This window comes from Streptomyces mayteni, assembly GCF_054783955.1.
Window position 1 is genome coordinate 1 of record NZ_BAAGPR010000085.1, and the last position, 17,608, is coordinate 17,608.

Annotated in this window: 14 protein-coding genes; 10 read left to right on the forward strand and 4 right to left on the reverse strand. The window is 73.5% G+C overall.

What is annotated here, in order from left to right; genetic code table 11:
• Positions 1 to 1,216 (forward strand): AI-2E family transporter (locus ACYVPE_RS29025; RefSeq protein ID WP_461036704.1); only part of this gene is annotated, 1,216 nt, incomplete at its 5' end.
• A 1,318-nt stretch (positions 1,217 to 2,534) separates the two neighbouring features.
• On the opposite strand, the gene ACYVPE_RS29030 is transcribed toward ACYVPE_RS29025, so the two are convergent.
• Positions 2,535 to 4,358 (reverse strand): alpha/beta hydrolase, encoded by a 1,824-nt coding sequence (locus tag ACYVPE_RS29030; protein WP_461036705.1) that lies wholly within the window; start codon positions 4,356 to 4,358, stop codon positions 2,535 to 2,537.
• 195 nt (positions 4,359 to 4,553) lie between these two features.
• Between ACYVPE_RS29030 and ACYVPE_RS29035 the strand changes: the two genes are divergently transcribed.
• The 6 genes from ACYVPE_RS29035 to ACYVPE_RS29060 all read left to right on the forward strand — a co-directional run bounded on the left by ACYVPE_RS29035 (position 4,554) and on the right by ACYVPE_RS29060 (position 12,401).
• Positions 4,554 to 5,078 carry a PadR family transcriptional regulator gene (locus ACYVPE_RS29035; RefSeq protein WP_461036706.1) on the forward strand — a complete coding sequence of 175 codons (525 nt, stop codon included), beginning with the start codon at positions 4,554 to 4,556 and terminating at the stop codon, positions 5,076 to 5,078.
• Positions 5,075 to 5,776: an ABC transporter ATP-binding protein gene (locus tag ACYVPE_RS29040; RefSeq protein WP_461036707.1), complete on the forward strand. Its 702-nt coding sequence runs from the start codon at positions 5,075 to 5,077 to the stop codon at positions 5,774 to 5,776. Before ACYVPE_RS29035 ends, ACYVPE_RS29040 begins: the two co-directional genes overlap by 4 nt.
• Positions 5,773 to 8,112 (forward strand): FtsX-like permease family protein, encoded by a 2,340-nt coding sequence (locus ACYVPE_RS29045; protein ID WP_461036708.1) that lies wholly within the window; start codon positions 5,773 to 5,775, stop codon positions 8,110 to 8,112. The genes ACYVPE_RS29040 and ACYVPE_RS29045 overlap by 4 nt, the downstream gene beginning before the upstream one ends.
• Before the next feature lie 58 nt (positions 8,113 to 8,170).
• A complete protein-coding gene (locus ACYVPE_RS29050) occupies positions 8,171 to 9,565 on the forward strand; it encodes a class II fumarate hydratase (RefSeq protein WP_461036709.1) in 1,395 nt (464 codons plus the stop codon).
• Positions 9,566 to 9,666: 101 nt separating this feature from the next.
• Positions 9,667 to 10,431, forward strand: coding sequence for a cytidylyl-2-hydroxypropylphosphonate hydrolase (gene fomD, locus ACYVPE_RS29055; protein WP_461036710.1), 765 nt, complete (start codon positions 9,667 to 9,669; stop codon positions 10,429 to 10,431).
• A gap of 101 nt (positions 10,432 to 10,532) precedes the next feature.
• Positions 10,533 to 12,401, forward strand: a complete 1,869-nt coding sequence (locus ACYVPE_RS29060; RefSeq protein WP_461036711.1) for a SpoIIE family protein phosphatase — start codon at positions 10,533 to 10,535, stop codon at positions 12,399 to 12,401.
• Here the strand turns inward: ACYVPE_RS29060 and ACYVPE_RS29065 are convergent.
• Together ACYVPE_RS29065 and ACYVPE_RS29070 are read right to left on the reverse strand one after the other, a co-directional pair.
• Positions 12,398 to 12,979 (reverse strand): carboxymuconolactone decarboxylase family protein, encoded by a 582-nt coding sequence (locus ACYVPE_RS29065; RefSeq protein WP_461036712.1) that lies wholly within the window; start codon positions 12,977 to 12,979, stop codon positions 12,398 to 12,400. The two genes, ACYVPE_RS29060 and ACYVPE_RS29065, sit on opposite strands and share 4 nt — an antisense overlap.
• A gap of 13 nt (positions 12,980 to 12,992) precedes the next feature.
• Positions 12,993 to 13,547, reverse strand: a complete 555-nt coding sequence (locus tag ACYVPE_RS29070) for a peroxiredoxin (protein WP_461036713.1) — start codon at positions 13,545 to 13,547, stop codon at positions 12,993 to 12,995.
• A gap of 181 nt (positions 13,548 to 13,728) precedes the next feature.
• On the opposite strand from ACYVPE_RS29070, the gene ACYVPE_RS29075 reads away from it, so the two are divergent.
• Positions 13,729 to 14,466: a DUF1707 SHOCT-like domain-containing protein gene (locus ACYVPE_RS29075; protein ID WP_461036714.1), complete on the forward strand. Its 738-nt coding sequence runs from the start codon at positions 13,729 to 13,731 to the stop codon at positions 14,464 to 14,466.
• 237 nt (positions 14,467 to 14,703) lie between these two features.
• On the forward strand, positions 14,704 to 15,072 hold the full coding sequence (locus ACYVPE_RS29080; protein WP_461036715.1) for a WhiB family transcriptional regulator: 369 nt from the start codon (positions 14,704 to 14,706) through the stop codon (positions 15,070 to 15,072).
• Positions 15,073 to 15,795: 723 nt separating this feature from the next.
• On the opposite strand, the gene glpX is transcribed toward ACYVPE_RS29080, so the two are convergent.
• Positions 15,796 to 16,827: a class II fructose-bisphosphatase gene (gene glpX / locus ACYVPE_RS29085; RefSeq protein WP_461036716.1), complete on the reverse strand. Its 1,032-nt coding sequence runs from the start codon at positions 16,825 to 16,827 to the stop codon at positions 15,796 to 15,798.
• 75 nt (positions 16,828 to 16,902) lie between these two features.
• On the opposite strand from glpX, the gene ACYVPE_RS29090 reads away from it, so the two are divergent.
• On the forward strand, positions 16,903 to 17,598 hold the full coding sequence (locus ACYVPE_RS29090; protein ID WP_461036717.1) for a DUF4245 domain-containing protein: 696 nt from the start codon (positions 16,903 to 16,905) through the stop codon (positions 17,596 to 17,598).
• Positions 17,599 to 17,608: the final 10 nt, after the last annotated feature.

Here is a 17,608-nt window from a genome sequence, read left to right on the forward strand (position 1 = left end):
AGCGCTGCCGGCCGAGCCGGACGGCCACGGCGGCGGCGGGACACCGCCGGGGCGCGGCGGCGTGGCCGAGGAGCCGCGGCCGCGGCGCCCCGAGCCCGCGGAGGCGATCCCGTGGGGCGTGCGGGTGGCGTCCGAGGCCGGCTGGCGACTGCTGGTGCTGGCCGGCGTCGTCTGGGTCCTGCTCCAGGTGGTCAGCTCGATCAGCCTGCTGGTGATGGCGTTCGCCGCCGGCCTGCTGATCACCGCCGCGTTGCAGCCGTTCGTCGGCTGGCTCAAGCGGCTCGGCATCGGCCGGGGCGCCGCCACCGCCATCACGGCGCTCGGCGGCTTCGCGGCGATGGGCCTGGTCGGCTGGTTCGTGGTCTGGCAGGTCATCGAGAACTCGGAGGACCTCGTCGAACAGGTGCAGGGCGGCGTCGACGAACTGCGGAACTGGGTCCTGGAGTTGCCCTTCGACATCACCGAGGACAACATCAACGAGTGGACCGAGAACATCAACGGCTGGATCGCTGACCACAGCTCCGAGCTGACGTCGGCCGGCCTCGAGGGCGTCAACTACGCGGTGGAGTTCTTCACCGGCGCCGGTATCGCCCTGTTCGTGGTGCTCTTCCTGCTCTACGACGGCGCCGGCGTCTGGCAGTGGTGCCTGCGCCTGGTGCCGCGCGCCGCCCGGGAGGGCGTGGCGGGCGCCGGCCCGCGCGCCTGGATCACGCTGACCGGCTATGTGCGCGGCACCGTGATAGTCGCGCTGATCGACGCGATCGGCATCGGCATCGGCCTCTTCGTGCTGGACGTCTCGTTGGCCGTGCCGCTCGCCGTGATCGTCTTCCTCTCCTCGTTCGTGCCGCTGGTCGGCGCGGTCGCCTCCGGCGCGCTCGCCGTGCTGGTCACGCTGGTGACGAACGACGCGGTGGACGCGCTGATCGTGCTCGGCGTGGTGCTGCTGGTGCAGCAGATCGAGGGCCACATCCTCCAGCCGTTCATCCTGGGCCGGATGGTGCGGGTGCACGCGCTCGCGGTGGTGCTCGGCGTGGCCGCCGGCTCGATGCTGGCCGGCATCCCCGGCGCGATCGTCGCGGTCCCGCTGATCGCGGTGACCAACACGGTGGTCGGCTACCTCCGCGCCTACCAGGACGAACTCGACGCCCGCGCCGGCCAGGCCGCGACCAGCGGCGCCACCATCGCCGAAATCGCCCCCACCCAACCACCGTCCTGACGGGCCGTCCTGCCGGGCCGTCCTGCCGGCCTACCGGTCCGAAGGGCCGGGGAGGCCGGCACCGGCTCGGCCGCCAGCTGGGCAGCCGGCGTTGGCCGGCTCCGCCGGCGGGGGTTTGCTGTGGACGGTCGGCTGGCTTGGCCGGCTCCGCGGGCGGTGGGTTTGCTCTGCGGTCCGCAGGACCGGGTCGCTGGCTTGGCCGGCTCCGCGGGCGGTGGGTTTACTGTGCGGTCCGCAGGGCCGGGTCGCTGGCTTGGCCGGCTCCGCGGGCGGTGGGTTTACTGTGCGGTCCGCAGGACCGGCGGCCCGGTGCCGGCTCGGCCGGGCCTGCCGGCCCGGGGCCCCCGGCCGGGGGCCCGCGGCACGCGGCCGCTCGCGCGGCCGGGGTATTGGCTTGTCGGAGAGCCACCGCGGGCAGCCTCGTCGGCTCCGCCATCCTGGGGCCACCCGCGCGGCCGGAGGGGCAGCTCGTCCGAATGACCGGCTCGGCGGGCTTCGCCAGCCCGGGAACCCGCGTTCGCTCGGAGTCGGCCGCCCGAAGCACGCGGCAGCCGGCCCGGCCGGCTCCGCCTGCGGCCTCTCCATCGGCGTGCCGTACCGGCGCCGGCTGCCCGCTGGCGGGTTCCCCTGCTTGCGCCGGCCCCGGCTCCGCCGGGTTGTTCGGCCGGGCCATCCACGTTGTGCGGCGATGCTGGCCGTGGACCGTGCCCCTGCGAAGCCCGGACGCAGCGGCCCGCCTCACCGGCGCTGCCCGCAGGGGCAGCCGTCAGGTGGACCGGTCGGCCTGCGGCCGCTGGGCGGCGGCCCGTCCGAAGGACGCAGGGGGGCCGGCCTCCCCGGCCAACGCGGTCCGGGCTGCCCGGAGTCGGCCGTCCCGAAGGGCGCGGCGGCCCGCCCTGCCGGCTCCGCCGGCGGGGCCAGGCCGACTCCCCGTTGTCCGCCGGCAGGCTCCGGGGCACTGGCAGCGCAGGCCGTCGGCCACCGGCTTCGCCGGCACGAGTGCCGGGGCCAGCCGGCCCGTGGCGGCCCAACCCACCGAGCCCGCCGGCGCCGCCGGCCGTCGCGGCACGGCGCTTCCGCGACGCGCGCAGCAAACGGCTGGCACGGTTGGTCGCGCGGGCCGCGTGACCGCCGGTCCTTTCGGACCGGTAGGCCGGCAGGCCGTCGCGGCACGGCCGGCCGCGCGGCGCGTAACCACCGGCCCCTTCGGACCGGTTGGCCGGCAGGCCGTCGTGGCACGGCCGGCCGTACGCGGTGCGTAACCGTCGGCCCCTTCGAGCCGGTAGGCCGGCAGGCCGGCCCGGCAGGCCGGCCCGGCCTATCCGGCCCAGCCGTGCCGCGGCGGGTGGCGGACTTCCAGGAGCCAGGACAGGCGTTCCGTGTCGGTCTCCGTCCAGTCGTCAGGTGGGGCGATGGCCGCCCAGGCGTCGACGGGGTTGGAGCCGTAGCGGTGGCCGTGCGGGGCGGGGGCGCCGTAGGAGTTGGCCATGTCGACCGTGGTCTGCCAGAAGGTGACGAACGGGAACCAGTCGATGGACGACGTGACGTCGGGGCCCAGCGGGCGGTTCAGCCACTCGGGGCGCCGGAAGAGCAGGTCGGGGGTCCACCAGACCACCGGGTCAGAGGCGTTCTGCAGGTAGACGACGCGCGGCTCGAGCCACGGTTCGCCCTGCGGGAGGCGCAGGTCGCGGTCGGGGAACTGGGCGAACCTGACGTGCCGTCCGTCCTCGTAGACCGGACGCCAGATCGGGCTGCCCGCGTCGCGACGCTCGGTCAGCTCGGTGTGGATCGGGCTGAAGTCCGGCGGGCCGATCAGCAGCGCGCCGTCGGTGCGGGCCAGCAGGTCGTCGAGGTCGTCGAAGCCCGACTCGATGGCCGAGACGGCCAGGCTCTCGCCGAACACCAGCAGCCTGGGCCGCTCGTCCGCCGGTTCCTGCTCCCACCGCGCGTGCACCGCGTCGAACAGCTCCTCGGTGGCCCGGCCCGCCACCTCGCGGTCCACCATGAACGAGGCCCAACTCGGCAGGTAGGAGTACTGCATGGCCACGACGGCGGTGTCGCCGCCGTGCATGTACTCCAGCGCCTCGACCGTGGTCGGGTTGACCCAGCCGGTGCCGGTGGTGCCGGTGATGGCCAGCACCTCGCGGTCGAAGGCGCCGGTGCGCTCCAGCTCGCGGACGGCGAGCTCGGCGCCGTCCGCGTAGTCGTCGTACGCCTTGCGGCCCACGTAGACGCGGATCGGGTCGAGCGCCTCGGTGCCGTTGAACTCGGCGATCTCGCCGGCCGACAGGGCGGTGCCGGTGAAGGTGCGGCCCTTGTTGCCCAGGTCGTCCCAGGAGATCAGCGAGTCGGGGCTGCCTGAGAGGGTCGGCGTGTAGGGCCGCATCACGCCGGGGTCGGTGGACTCGTCCTTGGCGGCCGCGAGCCGGTCGGCGACCTCCAGGATGCCGCGGTCCCAGACCACGTCCCGCATCCCGATGACCACGATCGTGGTGCTCAGGACCAGGCCGAGGGCGACCGCCGCCGGCCACGGCATGACCCGGTTGAGCAGCCGGGTGAGCTGGCGGGTGCCGAGCCGGATCGAGCGGGCCACCAGCAGCAGCAGGGCCAGCACCGCCAACGAGATCAGCGCGATCATCAGCGAGTGCCAGGTCAGCGTCGGCGGCAGCTCGTGGAGCCGGCGCAGCTCGCGTTGACCGTCCGCGCTGCGGCCCAGCATGAAGGCGATGGCGAGCGGGAGCAGGACGAGGTAGGCCAACCAGCAGCGGGCCCTGACCGGTTCGCCCGGCCGCCACGAGACCAGCAGCCGGTAGAGCCAGCTGACCAGCACGCCGAGCCCGTAGCCGATGGCGGCGGTGATGCCGCCGATGGCGCCCTGGTAGTACCAGGGGCGGGGGACGAGGGACGGGGTCAGCGACAGCCAGAAGAAGAAGGTGGCGGCGAGCGAGGCGGTGAGGTCGGGCCAACGCCTGACCAGCCACTCGGTGCTCGGCCGCTCCCAGTAGGGGTGACGGGCGACGGCGCCGGCGCGCGCCAGGACGCGTGCGCCGGCGGCACGTAGCGCCTCGGGGGCTGGCGGGTGCTCGGGATGCTCCGGCGGGGTGGGTGCCGGTGGCTCCTCCCGCGCGGTCTGCTTCTCCACCGAAAGGCCCCCGTCCACCTCGGCCCCAGGCCGGTACTCGCTGTAGCTCTCACGCTAGATGATCAGACGCCGCCGGGGTACGTGGCGTTGCCTGACGTATGCCGATCCGTGCCACCGGGGTGACGGGAGGCCGGCCGGGCGGCTATACCGAAGATGTATACCCGGGGTGTATACACGCCGTGTATAGTCGCCGTCATGTCCATCGGTCACACACTCCTCGGGCTCCTGGAGTCCGGTCCCCGCCACGGTTACGACCTCAAGCGCACCTTCGACACCCACTTCGGGCAGGACCGCCCCCTGCACTACGGGCAGGTCTACTCGACGATGTCCCGCCTGCTGAAGAACGGCCTGGTCGAGGTCGAGGGGATAGAGCCGGGCGAGGGCCCGGAGCGCAAGCGGTACGCCATCACCGACGCCGGCGTCACCGACGTCGAGGGCTGGCTCGCCACTCCGGAGAAGCCGGAGCCCTATCTGCACAGCGTGCTCTACACCAAAGTCGTGCTCGCGCTGCTCACCGGCCGCGACGCCGACACCCTGCTCGACACCCAGCGCGCGGAGCACCTGCGGTTGATGCGCGAGCTCACCCGCCGCAAGTCGGGCGGGGATCTCGCCGACCAACTCGTCTGCGACCACGCCCTGTTCCACCTGGAGGCCGACCTGCGCTGGCTCGAGCTCGCCGCGGCCCGCCTCGACCGTCTCGCCTCGGAGATCCGCGCATGACCGACCGGAAGACCGAGGGCGGCGGAGCCCTGCTCGCCGCCACCGACCTGCACAAGAGCTACGGCGCCACCCCGGCGCTCGCCGGCGCGGGCTTCGCTGTCCGAGCCGGCGAGGTGGTCGCGGTGATGGGCCCCTCGGGCTCCGGCAAGTCCACCCTGCTGCACTGCCTGGCCGGGATCGTCCCGCCCGACTCCGGCGCCGTGCACTACGCCGGCCGCGACCTGGCCCGCCTCTCCGACGCCGAGCGCAGCGCGCTGCGCCGCACCGACTTCGGGTTCGTGTTCCAGTTCGGCCAGTTGGTGCCCGAGCTCACCTGCGCGGAGAACGTGGCGCTGCCGCTGCGGCTCACCGGCACCTCGCGCCGGGAGGCGGAGGCCACGGCGGCCGAGTGGCTGGCGCGGCTCGAGGTGGGTGACCTGCGCCACCACCGGCCGGGGCAGATCTCCGGCGGCCAGGGCCAGCGGGTCGCGGTGGCCCGCGCCCTGGTGAACACCCCCCGGGTGCTCTTCGCGGACGAACCCACCGGCGCCCTCGACTCGTTGAACGGCGAGCGCGTGATGGAGCTGCTGGTCGCGGCCGCCAGGGACACGGGCGCCGCCGTGGTGCTGGTCACCCACGAGTCGCGGGTCGCCGCGTACTCGGACCGCGAGGTCGTCGTCCGCGACGGGCGGTCCAGGGACATGGCGGGGGCGGTATGAGCACCCTCCGCGGTTGGGCGCGCGACCTCGGCATGGGGGCGCGGTTCGCGCTCGCCGGCGGCCGTTCAGGCTGGGGGCGCACGGCGCTCACCGCCGTGGGCGTGGCGCTCGGGGTGGTGGTGTTGTTGCTCGCGGCCTCGGTGCCGAGCGCCATGGAGGCCCGCGCCCAGCGGGCAGACGCGCGCCAGCCCCTGTGGGCGATGGAGGCGATCGAGCCAGGGCCCGACACCTTCCTGACCGCCGGCGCCGGAACCGAGTACCACGGCGAGGGGATCGACGGCCTGGTCCTCCAGCCCGACGCCGGCGCGGCCACCACCGCCGCCCCGCCACCCGGCCTCGACGCCTTCCCCGGCCCCGGCGAGATGGTCGTCTCACCCGCCCTCGCCGAGCTGCTCGACTCGCCGGGCGGGCGGCTGCTCACCGAGCGTCTCGACCACGAGCGGGTCGGCATCATCGGCGACCAGGGCCTGGATGGTCCTGGAGACCTCTACTACTACCTGGGCAGCGACACCCTGGGCGAAGAGGCGCCCCGAGCCACCGGCTTCGGCAACCCCATCTCCAGCGAGCCGCTGACGGCCGCGATGTCCCTGCTGGTGCTGGTGATCTGCGTCGGGCTGCTGATGCCCGTCGCCGTGTTCATCGGCACCGCCGCGCGGTTCGGCGGCGAGCGTCGGGACCGCAGGCTCGCCGCGCTGCGCCTGGTCGGCGCCGACATGGCCATGACTCGCCGGATCGCGGCGGGCGAGTCACTGGCCGGCTCCCTCCTCGGGCTGCTCCTCGGCGCCCCGCTCTTCCTGGTGGTGCGTCAGTACCTCGGCACCCTCAGGGTCGCGGACCTCAGCGCCTACCCGGCCGACATCGTGCCCGAGGCCGCCCTGACCCTGCTCGTCCTGGTGATCGTGCCGGCCGCCGCGCTGTCGGTCACCCTCTTCGCGCTGCGCGGCGTCACCGTGGAGCCGCTCGGGGTGATCAGGCACGCCGAGGGCACGCCCCGCAGGCTCGTCTGGCGCATGGTGCCCCTGCTGCTCGGCCTCCTCCTGCTGGTGCCGCTCACCTTCCGCTTCGTCGGCGCGGACAACGCGACCCTCACCCAGGCCGGTGCGGGCATCGTGCTGCTGCTCACCGGGGCCACCGTCGTGCTGCCCTGGCTCGTCGAGCGGCTGGTCGGCGCGCTGCGCGGTGGTCCGCTCTCCTGGCAGCTGGCCATCAGGCGGCTCCAGTCCGGCAGCGGCCCGGCGGTCCGGGCCGTCAGCGGTATCACCGTCGCGGTCGCGGCGGCCACCGCCCTCTACATGCTGTTCGCCGGGGTCCGCACCGCGGACACCACCGCCACCGGCCACAATCCGAGCGGTGTCCAGGTGCAGGTCCTCTCCGCCGAGGTCAAGGGAGTGGAGAGCGCCGGATTCGTCGGCGACCTGGAGAGCCTGCCGGGCGTCGAGTCCGCCCTGGGGGCGGTCAGGGGCACGGCCACCAGCCTCACCCGGCACAACACCCCGGGGAACGAGCCCTCCGAGAGGGTGACGGTGGGGGACTGCGCGGCACTCGAGGTATTCGCGGAGCTCCCCGGCTGCACCGACGGGGACGTCTTCTACCTCGCGGAGCCATTCGGAGGGGATTCGCAGTTCTCGCCAGGCGAGCGCGTCGACCTCTCGGGCGCCCGGGGCGGGTCGCTGGTGGAGGGCGAGCCGAACCCCGCCATCTGGACGGTGCCGCGTGACATCGCGCCGGTCTCCCTCCGCTCGGACTCCGCCGGCGCCATATCCTTCGGCATCCTCGCCACCCCCGCCGTGCTCGACAGCGAGCTGCTCGGCGACGGCACCACCGACGTCCTGCTCAGCCTCGACCCGTCCGACCCGGACGCCGTCGAGCGGGTGCGGAACGCCGTCTGGGGCCAGCTGGGCGACCCCTCGGTCATGGAGCTCAGTGCGGAGCGGATCAGCCGGCAGATGGAGCGGATCCAGCTCGGCCTGCTGATCGGGGCCACCGGCGTGCTGCTCCTGATAGGCGCCAGCATGGTCGTCACCACCGTCGAGCAGCTGCGCGAGCGCAGGCGCCTGCTGTCCGCCCTGATCGCGGTCGGCACCCGGCGCCGCACCCTCAGCGCCTCCCTGCTCTGGCAGACGGCGATCCCGGTGGCGCTCGGCCTGGCTCTGGCCGTCGTCGTGGGAACCGGGCTCGGCGCCCTGCTGATGAGCATGGTGGGCCTGCCGATCGGCGACTGGCTGGCGTTCCTGCCGATCGTGGCCGTGGGCACCGGCATGATCGCCCTGGTGACGCTCGTCAGCCTGCCCTCCCTCTGGTACCTGATGCGTCCTGAAGGGCTGCGGACCGAGTAGGCCGTGGCTCGTTCGGGTGGCGAACGGCGCGGCCGGGGCTGCCGGTAGATTCGTCCTTATGAGTGGGACGAATGAGTACCGGATCGAGCACGACTCCATGGGAGAGGTGCGGGTGCCCGCCGAGGCCCGGTGGCGCGCGCAGACCCAGCGGGCCGTGGAGAACTTCCCGATCTCCGGCCAGCGGATCGAGCGCGCGCACATCGCGGCCCTGGCCAGGATCAAGGCGGCGGCGGCGACCGTCAACGCCGAGCTCGGCGTGATCGACAAGGACATGGCCGAGGCGATCGTGGCCGCCGCCGACGAGGTGGTCGAGGGCCGTTGGGACGAGCACTTCCCGATCGACGTCTTCCAGACCGGGTCCGGCACCTCCTCGAACATGAACACCAACGAGGTGCTGGCCACCCTCGCCACCGAGCGCCTCGGCCGCCCGGTCCACCCGAACGACCACGTCAACGCCAGCCAGTCCTCCAACGACGTCTTCCCGTCCTCCATCCACATCGCCGCCACCGGCGCGGTCACCGGCAGCCTGGTGCCGGCCCTCGCCCACCTGGCCGAGTCGCTGGAGCGCAAGGGCCAGGAGTTCGCCGGCGTCGTCAAGTCGGGCCGCACCCACCTGATGGACGCCACCCCCGTCACCCTCGGCCAGGAGTTCGACGGCTACGCGGCCCAGATCCGCTACGGCATCGAGCGGTTGAACGCCTCGCTGCCCCGCCTCGCCGAGCTGCCGCTCGGCGGCACCGCCGTGGGCACCGGCATCAACACCCCGCCCGGCTTCTCGGCCGCCGTCATCGCCGAGGTGGCCCGCACCACCGGCCTGCCGCTGACCGAGGCCCGCGACCACTTCGAGGCCCAGGGCGCCCGCGACGGCCTGGTGGAGACCTCGGGGCAGCTGCGCACCATCGCCGTCTCGCTCACCAAGATCTGCAACGACCTGCGCTGGATGTCCTCCGGGCCGCGCACCGGCCTCGCCGAGATCAGCCTGCCCGACCTCCAGCCCGGCTCCTCGATCATGCCCGGCAAGGTCAACCCGGTGATCCCGGAGGCCGTGCTGATGGTCGCCACCCAGGTGATCGGCAACGACGTGACGGTCACCACGGCCGGCGCCTCGGGCAACTTCGAACTGAACGTCATGCTCCCGGTCATCGCCAAGAACCTGCTGGAGTCCGTCCGGCTCCTCGCGAACGCCTCCCGGCTGCTGGCCGACCGCACCGTCGACGGCATCACCGCCAACGAGGAGCGGGCCCGCGAGTACGCCGAATCCTCGCCATCCGTGGTCACCCCGCTCAACCGCTACCTCGGCTACGAGGAGGCCGCCAAGATCGCCAAGCGCGCCCTCAAGGAGCGCAAGACGATCCGCGAGGCGGTGCTCGACGGCGGCTACGTCGAGCGGGGCGAGTTGACGCTCGAACAGCTGGACGAGGCGCTCGACGTGCTGCGCATGACGCGTCCTTGATCGTTCCCTGGGTGTTTCCTTACCGTTCCCTGACGGGTCGCACGCTCGTCGGCACGGCCGGAAGCGCCCACTCGCCGGGTCGGCCCGAATACCATGTGTAGATGACAACGGGAACAGACCGGCCCTCGGACGCGCACCGCTGGCGGCCCGGTGACCACATCCTGTGGCGTTACCGGGCCAACGGCGGTGCCGGGTTCCACATCTGCCGGCCCGTCACCGTCGTCCGGGACACGTCGGAGCTGTTGGCCGTCTGGATGGCCCCCGGCACCGACTGCGTGCGGCCGGAGTTGGCCGACGGCACGCCCGTCCACCTGGAGCCGCTGGCGACCCGTTACACCAAGCCGAGGATCACCGTTCGAACGCAGTGGCTGGGCACCGGCGTCCTCAAACTGGCGCGCCCCGACGAGCCCTGGTCCGTGTGGCTTTTCTGGGAGCGGGGCTGGCGCTTCAAGAACTGGTACGTCAATCTTGAAGAGCCCCGGGGCAGGTGGTCGGGCGGGGTCGATTCCGAGGACCACTTTCTCGACATCGCGGTCTACCCCGATCACAGCTGGGAGTGGCGGGACGAGGACGAATTCGCCCAAGCGCAGCAGGCCGGCCTGCTGGACGTGGAGCAGGCGGCACGCGTTCGCGAGGCCGGCGGCCGGGCCGCCAGGCTGATCCGCGACTGGGGCCCGCCGTTCTCCGAGAACTGGGCCTCCTGGCGCCCCGACCCCCGCTGGCAGGTACCCCTGCTGCCCCCCGACTGGGCCAAATCCCCGCAGGGTTGGGACAGATCAGCCTCCGCCATGGCACCCTCACCTGAGGCGCCCATGACCCCCTCGACCGAGGTACCAAGCTTGCCGAGGCACCCCAGAGCCTCTTGATATCGACCGGGGCGCCAAACGTAGGATCACCCCCACGACCACACAACTGCACAACGCCCCCACCCCGCACGCTAGTTCCCCGCCTGGATGGACATCCCCTCGTGACGGACCCGACCCCACCGCAGCCCGTGGCTCGCACGGCGGACGTACCCTCGTTCGTCGAGAGCCCAGCGCTGCCGCACGCCCGCTCCGAGCCCGGTACCGCCGAACATCCGCCCGTCCACCCCACCACCGGCGAGGGGCTCAACGGCGGGATGCGCGAGACCGACCGGCTGCGGTTCGTGGGGTCCGCCACCCGCCGGATCGCCCGGGGCATCGACGTGGACGAGATCGTCATCGGCCTGTGCCGGGCCTCGGTCCCGGCCTTCTCCGACGCCATCCTGGTCTACCTCCTCAACCCGATGCCGGTCGGCGACGAGATGCTCGTCAGCCCCCTGGTCCTCAAGCTCCGCCGCACCGACCGCATCCCGGAGCAGCTGGCCTTCGGCAACACCAGGGCCCCCGACACCGGCGACTCCGGCGGCTCGCTCCTGCCGCTGCTGGCCGGCGCCACCTCGCTGGTCGAGGTGCGCGGCAACGGCCCGCTGGCCGAGGTGATGCGCGGGGTGCGGCCGCTGTTCACCGAGTCGCAGGTGCCGAGGGCGGCGCTGCGCGAGCTGACCGGCGCCACCGTGATCCCCGAGGACCGGCGGGCGATCATCGCCCCGCTGCGCGGCCGCCGGCGGGTCATCGGCGTCGCGGTCTTCCTCCGCCCGCCGGAGCGCGAGGCGTTCGAGCAGGAGGACCTCCAGGTCGCCGCGCAGCTCGCCACCCACTCCGCGCTCGGCGTCGACAAGGCCATGCTCTACGGCCGCGAGGCGTCCATCGCCGACGAGCTGCAGCGCACCATGCTCCCCGACGACCTGCCCGCGCCCACCGGGGTCCGGCTCGCCAGCCGCTACCTGCCGGCTGCCCAGTCCGCCCGCGTCGGCGGCGACTGGTACGACGCCATCCCGCTGCCCGGCAGCCGGGTCGCGCTGGTCGTGGGCGACGTGATGGGCCACTCCACGACCTCCGCCGCCATCATGGGCCAGCTGCGGACGACCGTGCAGACCCTGGCCGGCCTCGACCTGCCGCCCCAGGAGGTCCTGCACCACCTCGACGAGCAGGCCCAGCGGCTCGGCACCGACCGGATGGCCACCTGCCTCTACGCCGTCTACGACCCGGTCGCGCACCGCATCACGGCCGCCAACGCCGGCCACCCGCCGCCCGTGCTGCTCCACGTGGACGGCTCGACCGAGCTGGTCGAGCTGCCGCCCAACGCGCCGATCGGCGTCGGCGGCGTGGACTTCGAGACCGTCGAGTTCGACGCGCCGGCCGGCGCCACCCTGCTGCTCTACACCGACGGCCTCGTGGAGTCTCGCACCCGGGACGTGTGGACCGGCGTCGAGCATCTACGCGAGAAGCTGGCGGACATCTCAGGACTCACCAGGCCGGACGCCGCGCTGCCGCTCGAACCGCTCTGCGACGAGATCCTGGACATCGTGGGGCCGGGCGACCGGGACGACGACATCGCCCTGCTGGCCGCCAGGTTCGAGGGCATCGCCCCGGAGCGGGTCGCCTTCCGGCGCCTCGACCCGCGCGCCGAATCGGTGCGCGAGGCCAGGAAGCTGGTGCGCGAGAGCCTGGAGAAGTGGGAGCTCGCCGAGTTGGAGGACTCGGTGGAACTGCTGGTCAGCGAGGTCGTCACCAACGCCGTCCGGTACGCGGAACGCCCGGTCACCGTCCGGCTGCTCCGCACCGACGTGCTGCGCTGCGAGGTCGGCGACGACGTGCCCCAGCTGCCGCGGCTGCGGCAGGCGGGGCCGGCCGACGAGGGCGGGCGGGGCCTCTACCTCGTCCAGCGGCTCGCCAGGAAGTGGGGCGCGACGCGCCTGAGCACCGGCAAGTTGGTCTGGTTCGAGATGGCCCCGCCCGCGGCGACCGGCTAGCCGGCCGGCTGACCGGCCGGCTGACCGAGCGGCAGCGCCTCCGGCGCGCCGCTCACCGCCGCCTCCGCCTCCAGGGTGGTGGCCACCGCCTGGACCACGGCGGCCACCCGGAGCGCGTCGTGGATCGTCTCGCGGGCCAACCCGGCCTCGCGCAACGCCTTCTCGTGCGCGTCGAGGCACTGGCCGCAGCCGTTGACCGCGGAGACCGCGAGCGACCACAGCTCCAGGTCGGCCCTCGGCACCGCCTCGTCGGCGAGCGCGGTCATCCGCAGACCGGCCCGCAGCGCGCCGTAGCCCGGGTCGGAGAGCTGGTGCCTGGCCCGGTAGTAGACGTTGTTCATCGCCATGGTGGCGGCCGCCGCCTTCACCGCGCCGAAGGCCTCGGCCGTGAGCCTGGCCCTGGCCTCCGGTTCGAGCGCGCGCAGCACCCGCGCCGAGCGGGCCGCGATGGCGCAGGCCAGCAGGGTGCCCCAGAGCTGTTGGGAGGAGAGCCCGGAGGTGGTGGTCACCGAGCCGAGATTGAGCCGCAGATCCTTCGCGTAGCCGGGGAGCGCGGCCTTGAGGTCGTCGAGGGCCATGGGTGCGGACGCCTCACACGCCGGCGAGCAGCTTGACCGGATCCAGGGTCTCCTCGCCCCGGTTCCAGTTGCACGGACAGAGCTCGTCGGTCTGCAGCGCGTCCAACACCCGCAGCACCTCCGTGGGGTTGCGGCCCACCGAGCCCGCCGTGACCATCGTGAACTGGATCTCGTTGTGCGGGTCGACGACGAACACGGCGCGCTGCGCGAACCCGTCGGGGCCGCGCACGCCGCAGGCCCGCATCAGGTCCTGGCGGGCGTCGGACAGCATCGGGATCGGCAGCTCGCGCAGGTCGTCGTGGGCCCGGCGCCAGGCGTGGTGCACGTACTCGGAGTCGCCCGAGACGCCGAGGACCTGGGCGTCCCGCTCGGCGAACTCCGCGTGCAGCCGGCCGAAGGCGGCGATCTCGGTGGGGCAGACGAAGGTGAAGTCCTTCGGCCAGAAGAAGACGACCGTCCAGCTCTTCTCGCGGTCCTCGCCGGAGAAGGTGCGGAACTCCAGGGCGTCGGACGGGCCTACCACGCCCGTCAGTTGGTAGGCGGGGAACTGGTCGCCGATAGTGAGCATCTCGCGGGGACTCCATGATCCTCGTGGGGGTGGATGGAAGTTCCCACCGTGGCATACGTGACGCTGCTCCCGGAATCACCGTTTCGGGTGGTTTCGCGGTTGACGGGGATTGGCCGCTTCGATGGCGGACACCGGCCCCCGGGGCTGGTCGCGATGTATCGCGTTTCGGTACGCTGATCGAGTGACAGCCGAGAACCCGCCCGCCGTGCCGCTCGAGAAGGCGCCCCTGGACGGGGTGCCGTTGGACAAGGCGCCGTTGGACACCTCAGCGGCGCCGCGACAGGCCGCCGCCGGCCCACCGGCGGTCCGCGCCTCCGACGCGGACCGGGACCGGATAGCCGACATCCTGCGCGAGGCCCTGGCCGAGGGCCGCATCGACGCCGAGGAACACGAGGAGCGGATCGACGCGGTCTACCGGGCCAAGACGCTGGCCGAACTCGAGCCGCTGATCGGCGACCTGCCGGCCGGGCAGCGCCATGTCCCCGCCGCGCCATCCCCGGGCGGCGGGCCGCGGCCGGCCGCCCGCCCCTCGGGCCACGGGCTGCAGATGTCGGGCCCGAAGAACGTGGTGGCGGTGCTCAGCGGCGCCAGCCGGCAGGGGCGTTGGCGGGTCGGCGGGAAGATCAACGCGGTCGCGGTCTGCGGCGGCGTCGAACTCGACCTGACCGAGGCGATCTTCGAGCAGCAGCACGTGGTCATCAACGCCACGGCGATCTGCGGCGGGATCGAGATCAAGCTCCCGGAGAACGTCACGCTGCGCAGCGCGGGCAGCGGCATCATGGGCGGCTTCGAGGTCAAGGAGACCGAGTCCACCGAGCCGACCGCGCCCGTGGTGACCGTCCAGGGCGTCGCCATCTGGGGCGGCGTGGACGCCAGGACGGTGGGCGGCAGGCGAATCCGCGACCTCCGTGACGAATGACGCGCGACGTCACCGCGAGTCGACGCATGACGAGGCCGATTAACCGGAACGACTGACGTAACGACTGATAGGACCGGCTTGTTGTCGCTCCGTGCATAAGCGTGCGCACAGCGGGTAGGGCTCGGGGGACCGTCACTCGTATGGCCGCATGATGGGAAGGGCGAACCGCGGCTCCCCCACGCGCGGGTGAGGGTCCACGCCAGGAGCGACCTCCGTAGCCGTCATCAGGAGTTGACCGTGCTGCAATCGTCACCGCCACAAGAGTCCCAGTGGTCCCCAGCCGTCCCCACACAGCGCAGCCCGAGGGACCTGGCCGGTCCCTGGCATTCGGAGGCGGCCTGCCGCCGCGACGAGGCGGGGCTGTTCTTCGCCCCCTCTCAGGAGCCCACGGCGGCACGCCTGTCGAGGGAGCAGGCGGCCAAGTCGGTCTGTGCCCGCTGCCCGGTGCTCCTCGAGTGCCGGGAGCACGCGCTGCTCCAGCCGGAGCCGTACGGAGTGTGGGGCGGCCTCACCGCCGCCGAGCGGCGCGTGGTGCTGAGCCGGCGCCGGCGCCGCGAGGCGACCACGTCCAGCGGTCGGGCCGCGGACATCAGCCGCATCGCCTGACCGGTTCGGGCGTGGCCGCCGGTTCGGGCGTGGCCGCCCTGCCCGTCCCCACGACCAGCGCCCACCCCGGCCGCCACCGAGGACCAGCCGGCCTCGGCCGCCGTCCGACCGCCCCACCCGCACCCCTCGCCTCCGGCCGCTGGGCCTGGCCGGCCGGAGGCCGTGCGGGCGTGGCCGCCGGATCGGGCGTGGCCGCCCTACCCGTCCCACCAGCATTGCCACGACTGGCCGTCGCCACCGCCGCGCACCGCGAGGCCCGAGGGGCCAGGGGCGCGGGCGTGGCCGCCCTACCCGTCCCGGGCCGGCGTCGCCGCGGCGGGCCGTCGCCCCCGCCGCGCACTTCCCTTCGGGCGAATGGCCCACCTTCGTCTCGTGGGCAGCGCGGTGAGCTGGCCTGTCCCCGTGCGGAGCGCGGTGGTTCGCGCTTGCCGGCGCCGCTGCCGCAGTCGGCCTGCGAAGGCGCGGCGCGGCCGCGCGGCCCCTTTCGCATCGCGCCCCGGCCGTACGCCGCCGACTCCGGCGGCGGCCCAAGCCCACGCGCAGCGGGCAGCGCCCGAGGGCCGGCGGGCCCGATTGCCACGGCCGGTAGGCCGTCTCGGGCCTGCGGCCCGGGCCGTTGCCGCCGGCCTGGCGCGGCCGCGCAGGGCCGTTCCGGCCCCGAGCCCGCGGCCGGCCCATGGCGCAGGGGGCGGAGGTCCGCGTCGTGCTGCTCGCGGCCAGCGGTCAGTGGCCGCGGTCGAAGTCGATCGCGCTGTAGGCGCGGAGCTTGGTCAGGCGGTGCGTGGAGTCGATCTGACGGATCGTGCCGGAGCGTGAACGGACCACCAGCGACTGGGTGGTGGCCGTCTCGCCGTGGTAGCGGACGCCCCGCAGCAGGTCGCCGTCCGTGATGCCGGTGGCGACGAAGAAGACGTTCTCGCCGCGCACCAGGTCGTCGGTGTGCAGCACCCGCCCCAGGTCGTGGCCGGCGTCCAACGCGGCGCGGCGCTCGGCCTCGTCCTTGGGCCAGAGCTTGCCCTGGATGGTGCCGCCCAGGCACTTGATGGCGCAGGCGGCGATGATGCCCTCGGGCGTGCCGCCGACGCCGAGCAGCAGGTCGGCGCCGGTGCCCTCGCGGACGGCCATGATCGCGCCGGCGACGTCACCGTCCTGGATGAACTTGATCCGCGCGCCGCTCTCCCGCACCTCGCGCACCAGGTCCCCGTGGCGCGGCCGGTCCAGGATGACCACCGTGACGTCCTCGGGGGCGCCGCCCTTGGCCTTGGCGACGCGGCGGATGTTGACGGCCGGCGGCGCGTCGATGTCGACGAACTCGGCGGCCACCGGGCCGGTCGCCAGCTTGTCCATGTAGAAGACGGCGCTGGGGTCGAACATCGCGCCGCGCTCGGCCACCGCGAGCACGGAGACCGCGTTCGCCATGCCCTTGGCGGTGAGGGTCGTGCCGTCCACCGGGTCCACGGCCACGTCGCACTCGGGGCCCGTGCCGTCGCCCACCCGCTCGCCGTTGAACAGCATGGGCGCCTCGTCCTTCTCGCCCTCGCCGATCACGACCACGCCGTTCATCGAGACCGTGGAGACCAGCGTGCGCATGGCGCGGACGGCGGCGCCGTCCGCGCCGTTCTTGTCGCCGCGCCCGACCCAGCGCCCCGAGGCCATGGCACCGGCCTCGGTGACGCGTACGAGTTCGAGCGCCAGGTTGCGGTCCGGCGCGTGGGGATCGACGTCGAGGAGCGGCGGAAGGTGGTGTTCGGGCATCGGGGGTGCCTTTCTGGGCAGAGGGTACTTTCGACTCTAGCCCGCTTCCGTACACATGAGCAGAGGGCCCTTCGGATGAGCGATGCCGGGGGCGGTGGCGGGGCGTTGGGGGATGTGCGCGACCATGGCGGGGTGGCGAGCGAGACGGTGAACGAGGCGGAGACGGCGAACGAGGTGGCGACGGAGCCGGAAGCGGCCGAGGAGCGGGAGGCGACCGCCGGCCGGCCGGCCGCCAGGTCGCGCCAGCGCTTCCAGAGCGTCCGGAACATGGTGCTCTCGCTGGCGATCATCTGCGTCGGCGCCTTCGGCATGTACTTCTTCATCCCGCACGACGAGTCGATCGACCCGGTGCGCGAGGTGGAGTACGAGGTCGCGGCCAGCACCGCGGCCCGCGCCGCCCCGTACGAGTTGCTGGCGCCCGAGGGGCTGTCCGAGGACTGGCGCGCCACCTCCGCCAGGTACGAGCCGATGGGCGAGTTCGGCGCCACCTGGCGGCTCGGGCTCATCGGGCCCGACGACGACTACGTGGCGCTCGCGCAGTCCGACGCCGTCGTCGGCGGCTCCGACCCCTTTGTGGCCTCGGTCACCAGGGACGCGGAGGACACCGGCGAGACCGTGCGGGCGGCCGGTCAGGACTGGGCCTGGTACGAGGGCGAGCGCTACGACGCCCTGGTGCTGGCGGAGCCGGACGTGACCACCGTGGTGTTCGGCTCGGCGGCCACCGACCGGCTCGTGTCCTTCGCCGAGACCCTGGCGGTCAGGGCCGGCTGACGGGCCGCGC

Bases quoted from the DNA above. Each gene is read 5' to 3' on its own strand.
- ACYVPE_RS29035 (WP_461036706.1), top strand. From the start codon at position 4,554: ATGTCCATCGGTCACACACTCCTCGGGCTCCTGGAGTCCGGTCCCCGC.
- ACYVPE_RS29040 (WP_461036707.1), top strand. From the start codon at position 5,075: ATGACCGACCGGAAGACCGAGGGCGGCGGAGCCCTGCTCGCCGCCACC.
- ACYVPE_RS29045 (WP_461036708.1), top strand. From the start codon at position 5,773: ATGAGCACCCTCCGCGGTTGGGCGCGCGACCTCGGCATGGGGGCGCGG.
- ACYVPE_RS29050 (WP_461036709.1), top strand. From the start codon at position 8,171: ATGAGTGGGACGAATGAGTACCGGATCGAGCACGACTCCATGGGAGAG.
- fomD (WP_461036710.1), top strand. From the start codon at position 9,667: ATGACAACGGGAACAGACCGGCCCTCGGACGCGCACCGCTGGCGGCCC.
- ACYVPE_RS29065 (WP_461036712.1), bottom strand. From the start codon at position 12,979: ATGGCCCTCGACGACCTCAAGGCCGCGCTCCCCGGCTACGCGAAGGAT.
- ACYVPE_RS29070 (WP_461036713.1), bottom strand. From the start codon at position 13,547: ATGCTCACTATCGGCGACCAGTTCCCCGCCTACCAACTGACGGGCGTG.
- glpX (WP_461036716.1), bottom strand. From the start codon at position 16,827: ATGCCCGAACACCACCTTCCGCCGCTCCTCGACGTCGATCCCCACGCG.
- ACYVPE_RS29090 (WP_461036717.1), top strand. From the start codon at position 16,903: ATGAGCGATGCCGGGGGCGGTGGCGGGGCGTTGGGGGATGTGCGCGAC.